The sequence below is a fragment of the Accumulibacter sp. genome, from assembly GCF_029255145.1.
Taxonomy (GTDB): Bacteria; Pseudomonadota; Gammaproteobacteria; order Burkholderiales; family Rhodocyclaceae; genus Accumulibacter.
The window spans coordinates 11,691-25,234 of the sequence record NZ_JAPUVQ010000138.1 but is presented as its reverse complement, the minus strand read 5'-3'; the positions used below and the strand labels follow the sequence as shown (position 1 = coordinate 25,234).

Genomic DNA, 13,544 nt, shown 5'->3' with positions numbered 1-13,544 from the left:
TCTGGCGGTTCGCGGCGGCGGTTGACATTCGCGATGCCCAAAGCGTCGCGCGTACCAGGCGGCTGGTTCACCAGGGGAGGAGACGATGGGGACGATGGAGACCAAAGGCGAGGCGCTGCACAGCGAAGTGCCGACAGGCAAGAAATCGGTGGCCCTGTCAGGTGTGGTGGCCGGCGACACGGCGATTTGTTCGGTCGGGCGCACCGGCAACGACCTGCACTACCGCGGCTACGATGTCATCGCTCTGGCCGAGCATGCGACTTTCGAGGAAGTGGCCTACCTCTTGCTGTACGGGCGCTTGCCGAGTGTGACGCAACTCAACCAGTACCGGAAGAAGCTCAGGACGCTGCGGGGCTTGCCGGTGCGACTGAGGCCGGTGCTCGAGAACCTGCCGGCGTCGGCACACCCGATGGACGTTCTGCGCACGGGTTGCTCGGCGCTGGGAACGATCCTGCCCGAGGCGCAGGACCACAATCCTGGCGCTGCTCGCGAGATCGCCGAACGGCTGATTGCCAGCTTCGGTTCGATGCTGCTCTACTGGTACCATTGGTCGCACAACGGCCGGCGCATCGAGACCGAGACCGACGACCCGTCGGTCGCCGCGCATTTTCTCCACCTGCTGTGTGGCAAGGCACCGTCGGCGCTGCATGCCAGCAGCCTCGACAAGTCTCTGGTGCTGTACGCCGAGCACGAGTTCAACGCCTCGACCTTTACCGCGCGAACGATCACCGGCACTGGCGCCGACCTCTATGCGGCGGTTAGTGGTGCCATCGGGGCGCTGAGCGGCCGCCGGCATGGTGGCGCCAACGAGGTCGCTTTCGAGATCCAGAGCCGCTACAGCGACCCGCAGCAGGCCGAGCAGGACATCTGCCGCCGGCTTGCCAACCGCGAGATCATTATCGGCTTCGGCCACCCGCTGTACACCGTCGCCGACCCACGCAGCAAGGTGATTCGCGCCGCGGCAGAGCAACTCTGTATCGATGGCGACAACCGCGAGTTGTTCGACATCGCCAGTCATATCGAGGCGGTAATGCGCGAGCAGAAAGGCATGTTTCCCAACGTTGACTGGTTCTCGGCGGTCGCCTACCACATGCTGGCCGTGCCGACGCCGATGTTTACGCCGTTGTTCGTCATTGCCCGCACCAGCGGTTGGGCGGCGCACGTCATCGAGCAACGCATCGACGGCAAGCTCATCCGTCCGTCGGCCAACTACGTCGGTCCCGAGGTGCAGGAATTCGTCCCCCTCGACCGACGGCGCTGAGTTCCCGCCGCGCGTCGGGTGGCGTAATAGAGACCGCCACCCGCAGCCGGATCTTTTTGATTGCCGGCGCGGTGCAGACCCGGAGAAGCAACGATGTCATCCCGAATCCCAGATACTCGCCCCGACCCGGATCAGGTTCTGGTCGATATCGCCGATTACGTCCTGAACTTCAGGATCGAGTCGAGTGCTGCCTTCAATACCGCGCGCTATTGCCTGATCGACGCGCTCGGCTGCGGGCTGGAAGCGCTTGGCTACCCGGCCTGCACCAAACTGCTGGGGCCGCTCGTCGCTGGCATGGTGGTTCCGCACGGCGCCCGGGTTCCCGGCACCAGCTTCCAGCTCGACCCGGTGCAGGCGGCTTTCAACATTGGCGCGATGATTCGCTGGCTCGACTTCAACGACACCTGGCTAGCCGCCGAATGGGGGCATCCTTCGGACAACCTCGGGGGCATCCTGGCCACCGCCGACTGGTTGTCGCGGACCCGCGTAGCCAGCGGCCAGGCGCCATTGACGATGCGCCTGGTGCTGGAAGCGATGATCAAGGCTTACGAGATTCAGGGCGTTCTGGCACTGGACAACAGCTTCAACCGCGTTGGCCTGGATCACGTATTGCTGGTCAAGCTGGCGAGCGCGGCGGTCTGCACCTGGCTGATGGGTGGCGGGCGCGAGCAGATCATCAACGCGTTGTCGCAGGCGGTGGTCGACGGGGCACCGCTGCGCACCTATCGGCACGCGCCGAACACCGGCTCGCGCAAGTCATGGGCAGCAGGCGATGCGACAGCTCGTGGCGTGCTGCTGGCCTTGTTTTCGGTGAAGGGCGAGATGGGTTATCCGACGGCGCTGACCGCCAGGACCTGGGGTTTCTACGACGCCTTGTTCAAGGGTGAGGGGTTTCGCCTGTCGCGACCGTATGGCAGCTACGTGATCGAGAACGTGCTGTTCAAGATCAGTTTTCCGGCCGAGTTTCACGCCCAGACGGCGATCGAGTGCGCAGTGGAGCTTTATCCGCAGCTGCGCGGACGGCTGGACAGCATCGACAAGGTCGTGATTCGCACCCACGAATCGGCGCTGCGCATCATCGACAAGAAAGGTCCGCTGCATAATCCGGCCGACCGTGACCACTGCCTGCAGTACATGGTCGCTTTCGCGCTCATCGAAGGGCAGCTGACCGCCGAAGCCTACGAGGACAGCGCGGCGGCAGACCCGCGCATCGACGTCTTGCGTGCCAAGATCGAGGTCGTCGAGGAGGCCGCTTTCTCGGCGGACTACCTGGATCCGGCCAAACGTTCGATCGCCAACGCCTTGCAGGTCTTTTTCACCGACGGCAGTTGCACCGCCGAGCTTGTTGTGGAGTACCCGCTGGGCCACCGCCGGCGCCGCGCCGAGGGGATTCCGGTGCTGCTCGAAAAGTTCCGGAAACATGTGGCGCGGAGATTTTCGCCCGCGCGGCAAGCGATCATCCTCGAGTCTTCGCTCGACGTGCGAGGACTCGGCGCACTGGCGGTGAACGCTTACCTTGATCACTATCTGCCGTGACCCCCTTGCCCAGGGCGCGGCCCACCGGCTCCGGCAGGGCGGACCGCGCAGGCGGCTGAAGGCATTGAGGTTGCGCACGGGGAGGACTGAAAATGAGAGGAAAATCTGGTGCCATCGCGCTGATCCTGGCGGGTGTCCTGGCACTGGCCATCAATCTGGAGGTCATCGAAGTGGACCTGGCCAGGCTGTTCCGCACTTGGTGGCCGCTGCTGCTGATCGCCCTGGGGATCGGCGTGTTTCTCGCTCCGGGGACGGATCAGCGAACGAAGCCGGATTAGCAGGTGGAGTCAGCGCCTTGCCCGTACAGCGCCAGCCCTGCATGCGACAAGGGCCTGCGACGGATGCCCGGCGAGGCGTCGCCTGGACGGTCAGGTTCTCCCCCGGCGGGTTTGGGGCACCCTCCGGGTATAATTTCGGGCGGTGAAGAAGACTCTCGAATTTCCCTCCAGAACTGCCACCTTCCTGGCAGCGATGCAACGCTGGCGTGGTCGCCGTCATGCCGCGGCGGTGCCGGGGCTCGACCGTCTGCCGTGCATCCCCGTGGTGGCGGCAGACATCGTGACCCTGGCTGCTCCCGCAGCGTTCCGCGAAACGCTGTTGCAGCTGGTTGCCGCCGCCAAAGAGCGCATTCTGATCAGCACCCTCTACCTGCAGGATGACGATGCCGGCCGAGAGGTGCTGGCGGCCTTGTATGCCGCCAAGAGCGCCCGGCCGGAGGTGGAGGTCGCGGTATTCGTCGATTGGCACCGCGCCCAGCGCGGCCTCATCGGCAAGGCCGCGAGCACCGGCAATGCCGCGTTGTACGCCGATATGGCTGCCCGTCTCGGCCCCGGTGTACCGATCTACGGGGTGCCGGTGCAGAAACGGGAACTGCTGGGCGTGATGCACCTGAAGGGCTTCGTCATCGATGGTGCGGTTCTCTATAGTGGCGCCAGCATCAACGATGTCTATCTCCACCGACACCAGCGCTATCGCCTTGATCGCTACCATCTGATCGAGAGCCGCCCGCTGGCCGACAGCCTGGCGGCGCTGATGACCGACGTCCTGCGACCGGACGCCGCCGTGCGGCCCCTGGATAGCGTGTGCAGACCACGAACGGCTTCGCTTCGCCAGGCGATAGTCAAGTTGCGACGGATTCTGGCGTCGACCAGCTATCCGACGGCTGCTGGCGCGATGATCGGCAACCAGCAGGTCGGAATCACGCCGCTGCTTGGCCTGGGTAGCAGGGCCAACCCGCTCAATTCCGTCATCGTGCAGCTGATCGAACGCGCGACGCAGCGTCTGGTGGTGTTCACGCCGTACTTCAACCTGCCGGGTCCGGTTCGCCGGGCCCTTGACGCAAAAATCAGGCAGCAATGCCGGGTGACCATCGTCGTTGGCGACAAGACCGCCAACGACTACTACATTCCAGCCGACCAGCCGTTCTCGACGATTGGCGCTTTGCCATACCTCTACGAGGCCAATCTGCGCCGTTTCTGCAAGACGCACCAGAAGGCCGTCGATCAGGGTTTGCTCGATCTGCACCTCTGGTGCCACGACCATCACAGTTTTCACTTGAAGGGTCTGCTGGTAGACGACGACTACGCGCTGCTGACCGGCAGCAATATCAATCCTCGGGCGTGGCGCCTGGACCTCGAGAACGGACTGCTGATCCACGACCCGCACCGCCGCCTGCTGGAGCAGCACCGAGTCGAAATTGAGCGGATCCTGGCGCACACGCGGCGGCTCGATCACCACCAGGGGCTCGACGGCATCGAAACCTACCCCTTGCCCGCCCAGCGGCTCCTCAAACGGCTCGCGCGTACGCGCGCAGACCGGCTGGTCAATCAGGTGCTGTGATGGCCAACGCTGTGAGCGGAAAACCGCGGACGTAAAAAAGGGCAGGACTTCGGTCCTGCCCTTTCTGCTTGGCCGAAGCCTGTCGCCTACTGCTTGGCAGACTTGACGTCGGCATCGACCCCGAAGCCCATGGTGTAACCCATCGACACGTGGTGGAAGCGGCCGGTGGCATGGTCGGCATGGACCGCGACGCCGAACGGCGTCGCCTTTCCTTCGGCGAGCGTGCCGGACAGCTTGCGGGTGAAGGTCACCGTGTACGTGTCGCCAGACTTGCTGCCTTCGGCGACGACGCCGGCGGTGCCGCCTTCCATGTTGCGCTTGTCGGTCACCGAGCCGTCAACGGCTTTGGCACCGGCGGCGCTCTTCCACTGCATCAACTCGTAGGCGCCGCCCTTGGTGTACTTGGTCTTCTTGTCGTCGGCACCAGGCATGGTCCGCGCGTCACCGTGACAGGTTCCCCAGCAGCCGATCTGGGCACCCTTGGAAACCTCGTCGTTGGCAAACATCATCGCCACCTTGACGTCGTTTTCCTTGTCCGCAGGGTCAAAGCCACCGGCCGGCGCCTTGAACGTCAGACGGATATAGGCATGATCCTTGTCGTAGGCGGACTGGACGGTGACCGGGAAGCTCATCGTCTTCGGCGCACCCTTGGGTTCAAGCTCTTTGCCGGCAAGGCGCTTCATGTCGAAGTTGAGGCCGCCCTTTTCTTCGTGACAGCCGACGCAGCTTTCGCCCTTGTTGATACCGGTGCGGCCGCTGTGGTCCGACTTCTTCATCACCCACTCGGCCGGCGTCACGCCGGCGTGGAAAACCTGAATGGTACGTTTGGGAACCTTGTTCCAGTCAGGCGCAGCGGCGTTTGCCAGTTGCGAACCGAAGGCCAGCAAAGCACCGAATAGGGCCAGGGAAACGCTTGTTTTTTTCATTTCACACTCCACTCAGGGTTGCTACGGTTATCACCGGTCGGGGGCAGGCAGATCCTTCGCGCCTGCCCCCGACCGGCTGCTCAGGTCCGATGTCGTCTGCTTCGATGTGGCTAGAAGCCACCGCCGTCGTCCTTGTCTTCTTCCTCTTCCGGCATGTTCTTCGGCTTGCTATGCGCGATACCCTTGTGGCAGTCGATGCAGGTCTGTTTGTCTTCTTGACCGATCTTGTGCATTTTGGACGCGCGTTGCTTCTGCTTCTCGATGTCCATCGCCGTGAAGGAGTGGCAGTTACGGCACTCGCGCGAGTCGCTGCCTTTCATGCGCGCCCACTCGCTGCTTGCCAGTTCGAGACGTTTGGCTTCGAATTTCTCCGGGGTGTCGATCGTCCCCATGACCTTACCATAGAGTTCGCGGCTTGCCTGGATCTTGCGCATCATCTTGTGCGTCCAGTCCTTGGGTACGTGGCAGTCCGAACAATACGCGCGCACACCGGTCCGGTTGCTGTAATGGATAGTCTTTTTGTACTCCTGGTAGACGTTGTCCTTCATCTCGTGACAACCGATGCAGAACTCGAGCGTGTTGGTTGCTTCCATGGCGGTGTTGAAACCACCCCAGAACAAAACGCCGGAGACGAAGCCGACCAATAGCAGTGTCAGTAGCGAGTACTTGATGCTGGGCCGTTTGAGTCTTGCCCAGAATCCTGAGCCGTTATCTGCCACGATAGTTCCCTCCCGTTGGACTTTCCATGCGCTGCGCGATTCGCCACGGCCAAGCGCCGAGGCAGCCGAGAGTCTAGCGGACGACCCGCGACAGGGGGTTTGATCTAGGTTAACAAACGGGAAATTCGCGCCCGCGAAAAACGGTGTTGGCCCTGGCGACGCGCCGCGTTCACGGTTGAACCTGGTCGATCAGCATGCGAAGTCCCTGGCTGCGCGGCTTGACGCCGGTCAGCGTGCCGTACAGGTCACCGCTTGAGGTCTGCGCCTGCCCAGCCTTTGCGATTCTCGCCTCGACGCTGATGGCCTTGAAATCGGAGATCTTCCGGCCGCCGGCCAGGGCCATCGAGTCATCGAAGCGGAAGGTCGGCAACCCTCGCACGCATGGCGGCTAGCGGCATCCGCGGTCCTTCCTCGGCGCGCGCAAAGACGAACAGTACGTCATTCGGACTGGCCTGCTCGGCGATCCTGCCGCTGAGCGTCACTTCGACACTGACTGCGCCGGCTGTTCGAGCGGTTTGCCGCCGGCGGTCCGGGCGGGGCAATCTCGCGCGCTTTGTCGACCGCTGCTTGCCGCCTTGGCGCGTGAGGTCAAAGCGCTACCGCCGCGGCAGCCAGCGGACCACTGGAGCGAGATCGACATCCTGGGCCACTACGAATACGGCGCGTGGTGATCGATACTTCCGCGGGACGATGGTGCGGCACCAGTCACTTGATGCCGTATCAGGCGCCCGAAAGGAGGGATATTGCTTGGCACGGTGTCGAAAAATCTTACACTGCGTTGCGTTGCGTGCAAGCAATTGTTTTAATTTGCCAAAAAAATTCTAGCATAATTCTTGCCTCCGTGTAGTGGTCACTACCCAACGGAGGAGATCTCACATGTTCAGCCAAACGTCTTGCATTAATCCGCGTGCCCGATTCCTGAGCGGACGGCGCCGTACCATCGAATTGGCCGTCGCTGCCTCGGCCATCGCGGCGAGTCTTGTCGCCACGCCGGTCGCCGCCACGACGCTGTTTCAGGAAAATTTCGAGGTCTACGCCGTCGGCAGTACTGTTACCGGTCAGGGGGGCTGGGTGCCCGATTATGTGAACAGCACGCTCAACGTCGGCAACGGTACTTTCCTGCCGACCAAGGTCTTGAACGGGCTGGCCCCTACCAACGGGGGGCAGAATTTTTCAACGCGTCCGCTGGGGCTCGGCCTCGACCCGAACCTCATCACCACACTTTCCTTTGACGCCTACGCAACATCCGGGGGTGCTCACAACGCTCTCATTGGGCTCGCTGAAACGACCATTCTGAACTTCGCAGAGAGCGGGCCTTACTGGCAACTCGACTTGAGCGGTCCGGGTGGTCGTGGCTGGCGTTTTTATGCCGGCAACCTCAACGGCACCCCTGGGGATTTCATTCACCTAGTGGGAGGCTACAACACCCCGGTGAAGATGAGCATTGTCATTGACGGCGTCGCCAACGGGGTTTACGGCGTCTATGACTTCGGCGGCGGTCCGCTGCAGACGCCGCACTACGCGGTTACTGACGCCCAGATCGCGACACTCAACGAAGTCGGTGTCGAGTTCGATTTTCGCGGAACGCTCGGTCCTGAGTTGGACAATCCGCGGGTGTTCGACAACGTTTCCGCCGTCGTGCCGGAGCCGGGTAGTGCGTTGCTCGTCGCCGCTCCCCTCGGTCTGCTCGGCTTCAACAGACGCCGCAGCTAGGGTCGCAGGATGTGCTGACCGAAGGGAAGCGCATCGGTTGCAATCGATGCGCTTCGTACTTGCTGTTCTACTACCCGGACAGGGATCAGCGTGGCGCGGGTACTGCCTCATGCCCAAGACATTCAGTCCATCGCGCGGTGGCCGCGGCAGTAGTCGTGCCGTTGTCACGAGGAAGGATACGTCGGCGCATTGGCGTCGCGTCTCTGGCCCGTCAGCACCTCGGAAAGTGCAGATTGAGCGGTTGATCGTCGGAGAGATTGCTGTGGAACTGCTGGTCACGACAAATCGACGCCAGGCTCATTACGCGAGAGATCGAACGGTAACGCATGACGGTTGCGGGCGTCCAGGAAGGCGCCCGCGCCGGTCAGCCGTTGGGTGCCGATGTGTTCGTCAAAGCATTGGCAAGTCCGAGAATCGGAGTAGCATTGATCAATGGAATTCTGTATTGTCGGAAAGATCGCGTGTGTCGCGACTATCGCCGAAGGCAGTGGTATTCGGGAGCTTGCCCTGCTGCGGCAGCGATACGGAGTTGGCTATTGGCGCAAGAAAAAGGGTATCGCCATTGTCCGCCTCCTTGATGGGACGACAGCAAGAGCCGAGCTTCACTGGTATGAGGCTCATGGCATCGGCAAGGTGAAACTGAAGATAAAGGAATGGCTATGAGGTTCGTGGTTTGCCTGTCTCGCGAGGGTTTTGGCGAGTTCTCGACGGATGATCTGACGCTTGGGCGGCTCTATGAGGTGCTTGCCCCGGCGGACAGCCACGGCATGCTGCGGATCATCGATGATTCCGGCGAGGATTTTCTTTACCCGGCTTCCCTTTTCGAGGCTGTGGAGGTGCAAGAGCAAACGGCCACCCGTCTGCACGAATTGCTGGCAGCGTAGCGCAAGAACCGCCATTCGCGCGTTGGCTGCTCAGACATGCACGGCTTCCTTCTCGACGAATGGGCGCAACTCGGGGCGCAAGGCCTTGTTCGTCACGAGATCGATTGGCACGCCAAACAGGTCTTCGAGGTACAACTGGACGCCAAAGTAACGCTCGGATGTGGCCGGACCGTCGAATGTGACCAGGACATCGACATCACTATCGCTGCGCGCTGCGTCGCGTGCGGTTGATCCCAACAAAGCAAGTTCTTTCACTCCATAGCGAGCGGTCAGCGTGGGTTTGCTTCGGGTGAGCAGCTCGATGGCGCGTGCGCGGTTCATGTCTGTCCCCATGCAATGCGGATAGCCAGTGTCATCAGGGTTGCACCTGGTCGATCAGCAGGCGTAGATTCTGGCTGCCCGGCTTGACGCCGATCAGCGTGCCGTACAGGTCACCGCTCGACGTCTGCGCCTGGCCGGCTTTGGCGATCCTCGCCTCGATGCTGATGGTCTTGAAATCGGAGATCTTCCGGCCGCCGGCAAGCGCCATCGAGTCGTCGAAGCGAAAGCGTAGCGGCAGGTCGCCAACCCGGGCCCGCGTCGCGGCGAGCGGCATCCGCGGGCCTTCCTCGGCGCGCGCAAAGACGAACAGGACGTCGTTCGGACTGGCATGCTCGGCGATCCTGCCACTGAGCGTCACTTCGCCACTGACTGCGCCGGCTGCTGTGACGCTGGGCGCCGGCTGTGCGAGCGGTTTGCCGCTGGCGGTCCGGGCGGCGATCTCGCGCGCCTTGCTGACCGCAGCCTCGAGCGCCACAGCTTCTTCCGAGCCGGGTTCGAGTTGCGCCAGCAGGCGTGCCCAGTAGTCGGCGGCGGCGGCAAACTGCTGTCGATCGGTTGCCGCGGCGCCAGCCAGGAGCAGCGCCTGTGGTTCGTCAGGGTCGATCTTCAGCGCCCGTTCGATCAACTCGGTCGGTTTGCCCTGCAGGCCGCCGCCCGTGGCACGGCTGAGAACCTCGGCATAATCGGCGAGCAATGCCGGATCCTGGTCGACCACCGCGCCGGCGCGAGCGTAGGCCTCGGCGGCCTGCGGGTAGCGCTCCAGGACCTTGTATGAGCGCGCCAGCATCACCCAGCCCTGGCGGTCGTCGGGATTCTGCCGCAGCTTCTCGACCAGGCCGGCAACCATCCCCTCGATCTGTTGCGGCGTAATCCGCGCCTGTCGCTGCAGCGGGTCGAGCGCTTGTCGGTTGCCGAGCAGCGCATAGCCGGCAGCGGCGGCGAGCGGGATCACCAGCAGCAGCGCGAGGGCGGTCTTGCGGCCAGCCGGGGCACCGGCCGGCAGCCCTGGTGGCGGCTGGACTTCGTCGAGCAGGCGACGCTGCAACTCCTGCCGGGCCTGCGCGAAGTCGTCCTCGGTCAGCGAGCCGTCGTGGCGCTCGCGTTCGAGTTCGCCAAGCTGGTCGCGGAAAATCGCCAGATTCGCTTCACGGCGGTCGCCAGCGGCAGATGGCCCTGGCTGGCGCAGCAGTGGCGGCAACAGAATGGCGACGACGACGATGACCAACAGTGCCGCGAGTAAGATGAAACTGGTCATGAGCGTCCTTGACTCGGATCCTGGTCGTGCAGCAGCAGTTCGGCCTGGCGCTGCTCTTCGGCGGTCAGGGGCGTGTCCCTGACCGCCAGATCACGGCGGCGCAGGTACCGCGCCAGCCCGGCGAGGCCAAGCACGAACAGCAGCCCCGGGCCGAACCACAGCAAGAGTGTCGTTCCCTTCAACGGTGGCCGGTAGCGGACGAAGTCGCCATAGCGGCTGACCATGAATTCCATGATTTCGTTGTCGCTCTTGCCTTCGTTGATCAGCGTCCGGATCTCGCGACGAAGGTCGTTGGCCAGCTCCGCATGCGACCCCGCCAGCGACTCGTTCTGGCAGACAAGACAGCGCAGCTCGGACGAGATGGCGATCAGGCGTTTTTCGGTCAGCTCGTCTTCGGCGAGCGGTCGGGCTTCACCGGCGTGCAGAAGATTGCCGCCGACGCCCGCCAGGGCGAGCAGCAGGATCATCAGGCCGCGCTTCATTTCGACAGTTCGGTGAGCAGTGGCAAAATCTTGCCGGAGAGAATGTCCGGAGTAATCGGACCGGTCTGCTTCATGCGGATAATGCCTGCCTTGTCGATGACATAGGTTTCGGGGACGCCATAGACGCCGTAGTCGATACCGACGCGGCCGTCGATGTCGAGCACCGACAGGGTGTACGGGTCGCCGTGTTTTTCCAGCCAGCCGGCAGCCCGCTGGAGGACCATGCCCTTTTCGCTGTCGGGCGCCACCTTGTCCATGTCGATGGCGCCGTCGCCGCGTACTTCCTTGTAATTCAGTCCGACCAGCGGCACCGCTTGCCGCCTGGCGAGTTCGACCAGCAGCGGATGCTCCTGCCGGCACGAGACGCACCACGACGCCCAGACATTGAGCATCCAGACCTTGCCCAGCATTTCTTTCGGCGAGAACTGCTGTTCCGGCGCGTGCAGCCGTGGCAGCGAGAAGGACGGCGCCGGTTTGCCGACCAGCGGCGAAGGGACGTCGCGCGGGTTGAGGTTCAGCCCGACGGCGAGCAGGGCGACGAGAACGACGAAGCCGATCAGCGGCCAGAGAAACCGGTTCATCGGCAAGTCCTCACGCGTTCTGCGCCAGCGATGCGCCGGCGACCGGCGAGGCGGGCGCGCCGATCCTGGCCTTGATCCGGTAGCGGCGGTCGCTGATCGCGATCAGGCCACCGAGCGCCATCAGCACGCAGCCGCCCCAGATCCAGTCGACGAAGGGTTTGTAATAGACGCGAACGGCCCAGGCGGCTTCCGGTTTGGCCTTGTCGATCGGCTCGCCGAGCGAGACATAGACGTCGCGCAGCAGGCCGGTGTCGATCGCCGCTTCGGTCATCGGCATCGACGAGGCGACGTAGAAACGCTTCTCGGGGAACATCTTGCGCAGCACGCGGCCGTTCTTGATCAAATCCACGTCGCCGACCAGGGCCCGGTAGTTCGGCCCCTGTTGCTGGCCAACGCCGTTGAAGCGGAAGGTATAGCCGCCGACACCGACCGTGTCGCCGACTTCCATCTTGACGTCCTTTTCGTCCTGATACGCGCCGACCATGGTTACTCCGACGATGAACACGGCGATCCCGAAGTGCGCGAGATGCATGCCGAAAAAACTTCGCGGCTGTTTGCGCGCGGCGCTGACGAAGGGCTGGCCGGCACGCGTCGATTGCACTCGGGTGACGAAATTGAGCAAGCCGCTGAGCACTATCCACGCCGCTAGTAGCAGGCTCAGTGCGACCAGCGGCTTCCACTCGCCGTGCAGCAAGGGCGTGCCGATGCCGACCACAGCCGCCGCCAGAAACGCCCAGCGCAGCGTCCGCGTCAGCTCGCCGACGCTGGCGTGCTTCCAGCGCGCAAACGGCGCGGCTCCCATCAGGAACGCTGCCGGCAACATCAACGGCACGAAAACCGCGTCGAAGTAGGGTGGGCCGACCGACAGCTTGCCGGCCCCCAGCGCGTCGATCAGCAAGGGATAGAGCGTACCGAGCAAGACCGAGGCGCAGGCGACGACCAGCAGCACGTTGTTGGTGAGCAGCAGCGATTCGCGCGACAACAGGCCGAAGCGGCCGCCGAGGCCGACTTTCGGTGCGCGCCAGGCGAACAGCGCCAGCGAACTGCCGATTACCGCGACCAGGAAAACGAGGATGAAGATGCCACGGCGCGGGTCGGTGGCAAAGGCGTGCACCGAGGTCAGGACGCCCGAGCGGACCAGGAAGGTGCCGAGCAGCGACAGCGAGAACGCCGAGATCGCCAGGAGCACCGTCCAGTTCTTGAAGCTGCCGCGCTTCTCGGTTACCGCCAGCGAGTGCAGCAGCGCCGTCCCGACCAGCCAGGGCATGAACGAGGCGTTTTCGACCGGGTCCCAGAACCACCAGCCGCCCCAGCCGAGTTCGTAGTACGCCCACCACGACCCGAGCGCAATCCCGAGGGTCAGAAAGATCCACGCGGCGGTGGTCCACGGTCGCGACCAGCGCGCCCAGGCGGCGTCGAGCTGACCCGAGAGCAGCGCGGCGATGGCGAAGGCGAAGGCCACCGAGAAGCCGACGTAGCCCATGTACAACATCGGCGGGTGAAAGATCAGGCCGGGGTCCTGCAACAGTGGATTCAGGTCGCGCCCTTCTTCGGCGCCAGGCAACAGGCGCTCGAAGGGGTTTGAGGTCAGCAGGATGAACAGCAGGAAGCCGGCGGCAACCAGACCGAGAACGCCCAGCACGCGCGCGACCATGTGGTCGGGCAACTGCTTCGACAGCAGCGCCACCGCCAGCGCCCACAGCACCAGCATCATCACCCACAGCAGCAGCGAGCCTTCGTGTCCGCCCCAGACCGCCGCGACGCGGTATTGCAGCGGCAGCAGCGTGTTCGAGTGTTGTGCGACATAGACCACCGAAAAATCGTTCTCGACGAAGGCGCTGGTCAGGCAAGCGAAGGCCACCGCCACCAGCAGCGCCTGCGCGACCGCTGCCGGGCGGGCCAGCGCGATCCACTGCCGCCGATTGGTGTGCGCGCCGATCAGCGGCAGAGTGCCCTGCGCCAGGGCGACGCAGAGCGCTAGGATGAGCGCGAAGTTGCCGAGTTCAGGGATCATGAGCTTATCTCGT

The 13,544-nt window shown here is 63.6% G+C and carries 15 protein-coding genes; 7 read left to right on the top strand and 8 right to left on the bottom strand.

Features of this window, described 5'->3' with window-relative positions; all coding sequences use genetic code 11:
- Positions 1 to 94 precede the first annotated feature (94 nt).
- The 4 genes from prpC to pssA all read left to right on the top strand — a co-directional run bounded on the left by prpC (position 95) and on the right by pssA (position 4,636).
- Positions 95 to 1,261, top strand: a complete 1,167-nt coding sequence (gene prpC / locus Q1L50_RS16735; protein ID WP_300340889.1) for a 2-methylcitrate synthase — start codon at positions 95 to 97, stop codon at positions 1,259 to 1,261.
- A 93-nt stretch (positions 1,262 to 1,354) separates the two neighbouring features.
- A complete protein-coding gene (locus Q1L50_RS16730; RefSeq protein WP_300340886.1) occupies positions 1,355 to 2,797 on the top strand; it encodes a bifunctional 2-methylcitrate dehydratase/aconitate hydratase in 1,443 nt (480 codons plus the stop codon).
- 92 nt (positions 2,798 to 2,889) lie between these two features.
- A complete protein-coding gene (locus Q1L50_RS16725; RefSeq protein WP_300340883.1) occupies positions 2,890 to 3,075 on the top strand; it encodes a DUF5668 domain-containing protein in 186 nt (61 codons plus the stop codon).
- Between the two features lie 142 nt (positions 3,076 to 3,217).
- Entirely contained in the window at positions 3,218 to 4,636 is a 1,419-nt protein-coding gene (pssA, locus tag Q1L50_RS16720; RefSeq protein ID WP_300340881.1) for a CDP-diacylglycerol--serine O-phosphatidyltransferase, read from the top strand.
- Positions 4,637 to 4,722: 86 nt separating this feature from the next.
- On the opposite strand, the gene Q1L50_RS16715 is transcribed toward pssA, so the two are convergent.
- The 3 genes from Q1L50_RS16715 to Q1L50_RS16705 all read right to left on the bottom strand — a co-directional run bounded on the left by Q1L50_RS16715 (position 4,723) and on the right by Q1L50_RS16705 (position 6,624).
- Positions 4,723 to 5,562 carry an ethylbenzene dehydrogenase-related protein gene (locus Q1L50_RS16715; protein WP_300340878.1) on the bottom strand — a complete coding sequence of 280 codons (840 nt, stop codon included), beginning with the start codon at positions 5,560 to 5,562 and terminating at the stop codon, positions 4,723 to 4,725.
- Positions 5,563 to 5,672: 110 nt separating this feature from the next.
- Positions 5,673 to 6,281 carry a NapC/NirT family cytochrome c gene (locus Q1L50_RS16710; RefSeq protein ID WP_300340876.1) on the bottom strand — a complete coding sequence of 203 codons (609 nt, stop codon included), beginning with the start codon at positions 6,279 to 6,281 and terminating at the stop codon, positions 5,673 to 5,675.
- 169 nt (positions 6,282 to 6,450) lie between these two features.
- On the bottom strand, positions 6,451 to 6,624 hold the full coding sequence (locus Q1L50_RS16705; RefSeq protein ID WP_300340873.1) for a hypothetical protein: 174 nt from the start codon (positions 6,622 to 6,624) through the stop codon (positions 6,451 to 6,453).
- A gap of 533 nt (positions 6,625 to 7,157) precedes the next feature.
- On the opposite strand from Q1L50_RS16705, the gene Q1L50_RS16700 reads away from it, so the two are divergent.
- The 3 genes from Q1L50_RS16700 (at position 7,158) to Q1L50_RS16690 (ending at position 8,878) form a co-directional block, all read left to right on the top strand.
- Entirely contained in the window at positions 7,158 to 7,994 is an 837-nt protein-coding gene (locus Q1L50_RS16700) for a hypothetical protein (RefSeq protein WP_300340871.1), read from the top strand.
- 432 nt (positions 7,995 to 8,426) lie between these two features.
- Positions 8,427 to 8,657 (top strand): hypothetical protein, encoded by a 231-nt coding sequence (locus Q1L50_RS16695; protein WP_300340868.1) that lies wholly within the window; start codon positions 8,427 to 8,429, stop codon positions 8,655 to 8,657.
- Positions 8,654 to 8,878 (top strand): hypothetical protein, encoded by a 225-nt coding sequence (locus tag Q1L50_RS16690; RefSeq protein ID WP_300340867.1) that lies wholly within the window; start codon positions 8,654 to 8,656, stop codon positions 8,876 to 8,878. Before Q1L50_RS16695 ends, Q1L50_RS16690 begins: the two co-directional genes overlap by 4 nt.
- A gap of 30 nt (positions 8,879 to 8,908) precedes the next feature.
- Here the strand turns inward: Q1L50_RS16690 and Q1L50_RS16685 are convergent, their stop codons facing one another.
- From Q1L50_RS16685 to Q1L50_RS16665, 5 genes are read right to left on the bottom strand one after another with little or no spacing between them, the layout of a single operon-like run.
- Positions 8,909 to 9,199 (bottom strand): nucleotidyltransferase family protein, encoded by a 291-nt coding sequence (locus tag Q1L50_RS16685; protein WP_300340865.1) that lies wholly within the window; start codon positions 9,197 to 9,199, stop codon positions 8,909 to 8,911.
- Between the two features lie 34 nt (positions 9,200 to 9,233).
- A complete protein-coding gene (gene ccmI, locus Q1L50_RS16680) occupies positions 9,234 to 10,454 on the bottom strand; it encodes a c-type cytochrome biogenesis protein CcmI (RefSeq protein WP_300340862.1) in 1,221 nt (406 codons plus the stop codon).
- Positions 10,451 to 10,936: a cytochrome c-type biogenesis protein gene (locus tag Q1L50_RS16675; protein WP_300340859.1), complete on the bottom strand. Its 486-nt coding sequence runs from the start codon at positions 10,934 to 10,936 to the stop codon at positions 10,451 to 10,453. Before Q1L50_RS16675 ends, ccmI begins: the two co-directional genes overlap by 4 nt.
- A complete protein-coding gene (locus Q1L50_RS16670) occupies positions 10,933 to 11,517 on the bottom strand; it encodes a DsbE family thiol:disulfide interchange protein (RefSeq protein ID WP_300340856.1) in 585 nt (194 codons plus the stop codon). Before Q1L50_RS16670 ends, Q1L50_RS16675 begins: the two co-directional genes overlap by 4 nt.
- A 10-nt stretch (positions 11,518 to 11,527) precedes the next feature.
- Positions 11,528 to 13,531, bottom strand: coding sequence for a heme lyase CcmF/NrfE family subunit (locus tag Q1L50_RS16665; RefSeq protein ID WP_300340853.1), 2,004 nt, complete (start codon positions 13,529 to 13,531; stop codon positions 11,528 to 11,530).
- Between the last annotated feature and the right edge of the window lie 13 nt (positions 13,532 to 13,544).

What these genes read in the sequence shown, in the direction of transcription:
- Q1L50_RS16675 (WP_300340859.1), bottom strand. Translation starts at nt 10,936, where the DNA reads ATGAAGCGCGGCCTGATGATCCTGCTGCTCGCCCTGGCGGGCGTCGGC.
- Q1L50_RS16730 (WP_300340886.1), top strand. Translation starts at nt 1,355, where the DNA reads ATGTCATCCCGAATCCCAGATACTCGCCCCGACCCGGATCAGGTTCTG.
- Q1L50_RS16700 (WP_300340871.1), top strand. Translation starts at nt 7,158, where the DNA reads ATGTTCAGCCAAACGTCTTGCATTAATCCGCGTGCCCGATTCCTGAGC.
- prpC (WP_300340889.1), top strand. Translation starts at nt 95, where the DNA reads ATGGAGACCAAAGGCGAGGCGCTGCACAGCGAAGTGCCGACAGGCAAG.
- Q1L50_RS16705 (WP_300340873.1), bottom strand. Translation starts at nt 6,624, where the DNA reads ATGGCCCTGGCCGGCGGCCGGAAGATCTCCGATTTCAAGGCCATCAGC.
- Q1L50_RS16670 (WP_300340856.1), bottom strand. Translation starts at nt 11,517, where the DNA reads ATGAACCGGTTTCTCTGGCCGCTGATCGGCTTCGTCGTTCTCGTCGCC.
- Q1L50_RS16695 (WP_300340868.1), top strand. Translation starts at nt 8,427, where the DNA reads ATGGAATTCTGTATTGTCGGAAAGATCGCGTGTGTCGCGACTATCGCC.
- ccmI (WP_300340862.1), bottom strand. Translation starts at nt 10,454, where the DNA reads ATGACCAGTTTCATCTTACTCGCGGCACTGTTGGTCATCGTCGTCGTC.
- Q1L50_RS16665 (WP_300340853.1), bottom strand. Translation starts at nt 13,531, where the DNA reads ATGATCCCTGAACTCGGCAACTTCGCGCTCATCCTAGCGCTCTGCGTC.
- Q1L50_RS16715 (WP_300340878.1), bottom strand. Translation starts at nt 5,562, where the DNA reads ATGAAAAAAACAAGCGTTTCCCTGGCCCTATTCGGTGCTTTGCTGGCC.
- Q1L50_RS16690 (WP_300340867.1), top strand. Translation starts at nt 8,654, where the DNA reads ATGAGGTTCGTGGTTTGCCTGTCTCGCGAGGGTTTTGGCGAGTTCTCG.
- Q1L50_RS16685 (WP_300340865.1), bottom strand. Translation starts at nt 9,199, where the DNA reads ATGAACCGCGCACGCGCCATCGAGCTGCTCACCCGAAGCAAACCCACG.
- Q1L50_RS16725 (WP_300340883.1), top strand. Translation starts at nt 2,890, where the DNA reads ATGAGAGGAAAATCTGGTGCCATCGCGCTGATCCTGGCGGGTGTCCTG.